Genomic DNA, 1,809 nt, shown 5'->3' with positions numbered 1-1,809 from the left:
GCGCCAGGCCCCGGGGCGCCGCCCCGGCCCCCCCCCCGCCCCCCCCCCCCCCCCCCCCCCCCCCCCCCCCCCCCCCCCCCCCCCCCCCCACTGCCGGCGGGAGGACTACCCGTCGACGTCGACCGGGCCGCCGGTCCGCCAGTACAGCCCCGCCTCGCGGGAGAGCAGCTCCTCGTCGACCAGGTAGCGGCGCAGGGCCGCGGTGTCAGGGTGCCAGACGGCCAGCAGCGCGTTGACCTCGCGCTCGGGGTAGCGCACGCCGACGTCGAACACCCGCGCCACGTGCTCGAGCACCACCCGGCGCTTGCTCCGCTGCGCGGGGATGGTCGTCAGCCGCCCGTCCCGGATGAACGAGGCGAGCACGGCGGACTCGGCCGGGTCGTCCGACAGCGGCTCCGGCGGCGGCGCCGACTCGGCCGCGGCCCGCGCCGCGGCACCGAAACGATCGGTCAGCAGCTCCAGCGCGTGCCCGTCGCGGCGCACCAGCCCCGCCCGGGCCATCCGGCGGGCGGCCAGCGCGACGTCCTTGAGGGGCAGGCCCGCGGCGGCCGCGACCTCCTCGATCGTCCCGGCCCCCAGGGCGAGCGCGGCCACCACCTTCAGCCGGGTGGGGTCGGCCAGCAGCCCCACGATCGTCGACGCGTGCACCCGGCGACGGTATCCGCGCATCGGAGCACGGGGGCGGGGGTAGGCCGACCGGCATGGTGAGCCCCATCGACATCCAGAAGGCCCTCAAGGGCATGGACTACCCGGCCACGAAGGACCAGATCCTCGAGCACGCCAAGGGCGGCGACAAGGACGTCCTCGAGGCGCTGCAGAAGATCGACGACCGGGAGTACGAGGGGCCCAGCGGCGTGAGCGCCGCGGTCTTCGACTGACGCCCCGCTAGGTTCGGTGCCCATGACACCGGGCCGGGACTACACGGGGGACATGCACCTCGCGCACGTGCTCGCCGACCAGGCGGACTCGCTGAGCATGGACCGCTTCCGGGCGCTCGACCTCGCCGTCGAGACCAAGCCCGACCTGACGCCGGTCACCGACGCCGACCGCGCCGTCGAGGAGCAACTGCGGATCACCCTGTCCCGGGCCCGCACCCGCGACGCCGTCCTGGGCGAGGAGTTCGGCGTCACCGGGCACGGGCCGCGGCGCTGGGTGCTCGACCCCATCGACGGTACGAAGAACTTCGTCCGCGGCGTGCCGGTCTGGGCGACGCTCATCGCGCTGTTCGACGGCGACGAGCCGGTGGTCGGCCTGGTGTCGGCACCGGCGCTCAACCGCCGCTGGTGGGCGGCGAAGGACGTCGGCGCCTGGACCGGCCGGCGGCTGGAGTCGGCCACCCGCTGCCGGGTGTCGGGGGTGTCCGAGCTCGGCGACGCGAGCCTGTCGTTCTCCAGCCTGTCGGGCTGGGAGGAGCGTGGCCTGCTGGACGGCTTCCTCGACCTCACCCGGTCGGTGTGGCGGACCCGCGCCTACGGCGACTTCTGGAGCTACGTGCTGCTGGCCGAGGGCGCGGTCGACGTCGCCTGCGAGCCGGAGGTGTCGCTGTGGGACCTCGCCGCCCTCGACGTCATCGTCCGCGAGGCCGGCGGCCGGTTCACCGACCTGTCCGGCGTCCCCGGACCGGCCGGCGGCAGCGCGCTGGCCACCAACGGCGCGCTGCACGACGCCGCGCTGGCGCACCTGCGGCTGCCCGACCCGGCGTAGGAGCCGGGGGGGGGGGGGGGGGGGGGGGGGGGGGGGCGGGGGGGGGGGGCGGGGGGGGGGGGGGGGGGGGCGGGGGGGGGGGGGGGGGGGGGGGCGGGCGACACG

3 protein-coding genes are annotated in these 1,809 nt (G+C 77.3%); 2 read left to right on the top strand and 1 reads right to left on the bottom strand.

What is annotated here, in order from left to right; translation table 11 throughout:
- Positions 1-105: 105 nt before the first annotated feature.
- A complete protein-coding gene (locus tag ACI78U_RS24875; protein ID WP_456878124.1) occupies positions 106-648 on the bottom strand; it encodes a DUF2087 domain-containing protein in 543 nt (180 codons plus the stop codon).
- A 53-nt stretch (positions 649-701) separates the two neighbouring features.
- On the opposite strand from ACI78U_RS24875, the gene ACI78U_RS24870 reads away from it, so the two are divergent.
- Positions 702-878 carry a DUF2795 domain-containing protein gene (locus tag ACI78U_RS24870; RefSeq protein ID WP_456878123.1) on the top strand — a complete coding sequence of 59 codons (177 nt, stop codon included), beginning with the start codon at positions 702-704 and terminating at the stop codon, positions 876-878.
- A gap of 22 nt (positions 879-900) precedes the next feature.
- On the top strand, positions 901-1,704 hold the full coding sequence (hisN, locus tag ACI78U_RS24865; RefSeq protein ID WP_456878122.1) for a histidinol-phosphatase: 804 nt from the start codon (positions 901-903) through the stop codon (positions 1,702-1,704).
- Positions 1,705-1,809 lie beyond the last annotated feature (105 nt).

Source organism: Geodermatophilus sp. SYSU D00710, from assembly GCF_054050195.1.
The sequence above is the reverse complement of the archived record's forward strand: the minus strand, read 5'-3'. Positions and strand labels throughout refer to the sequence as shown.

Excerpts from the sequence above, each read along its gene's own strand:
- hisN (WP_456878122.1), top strand. The coding sequence starts at position 901 with ATGACACCGGGCCGGGACTACACGGGGGACATGCACCTCGCGCACGTG.
- ACI78U_RS24870 (WP_456878123.1), top strand. The coding sequence starts at position 702 with ATGGTGAGCCCCATCGACATCCAGAAGGCCCTCAAGGGCATGGACTAC.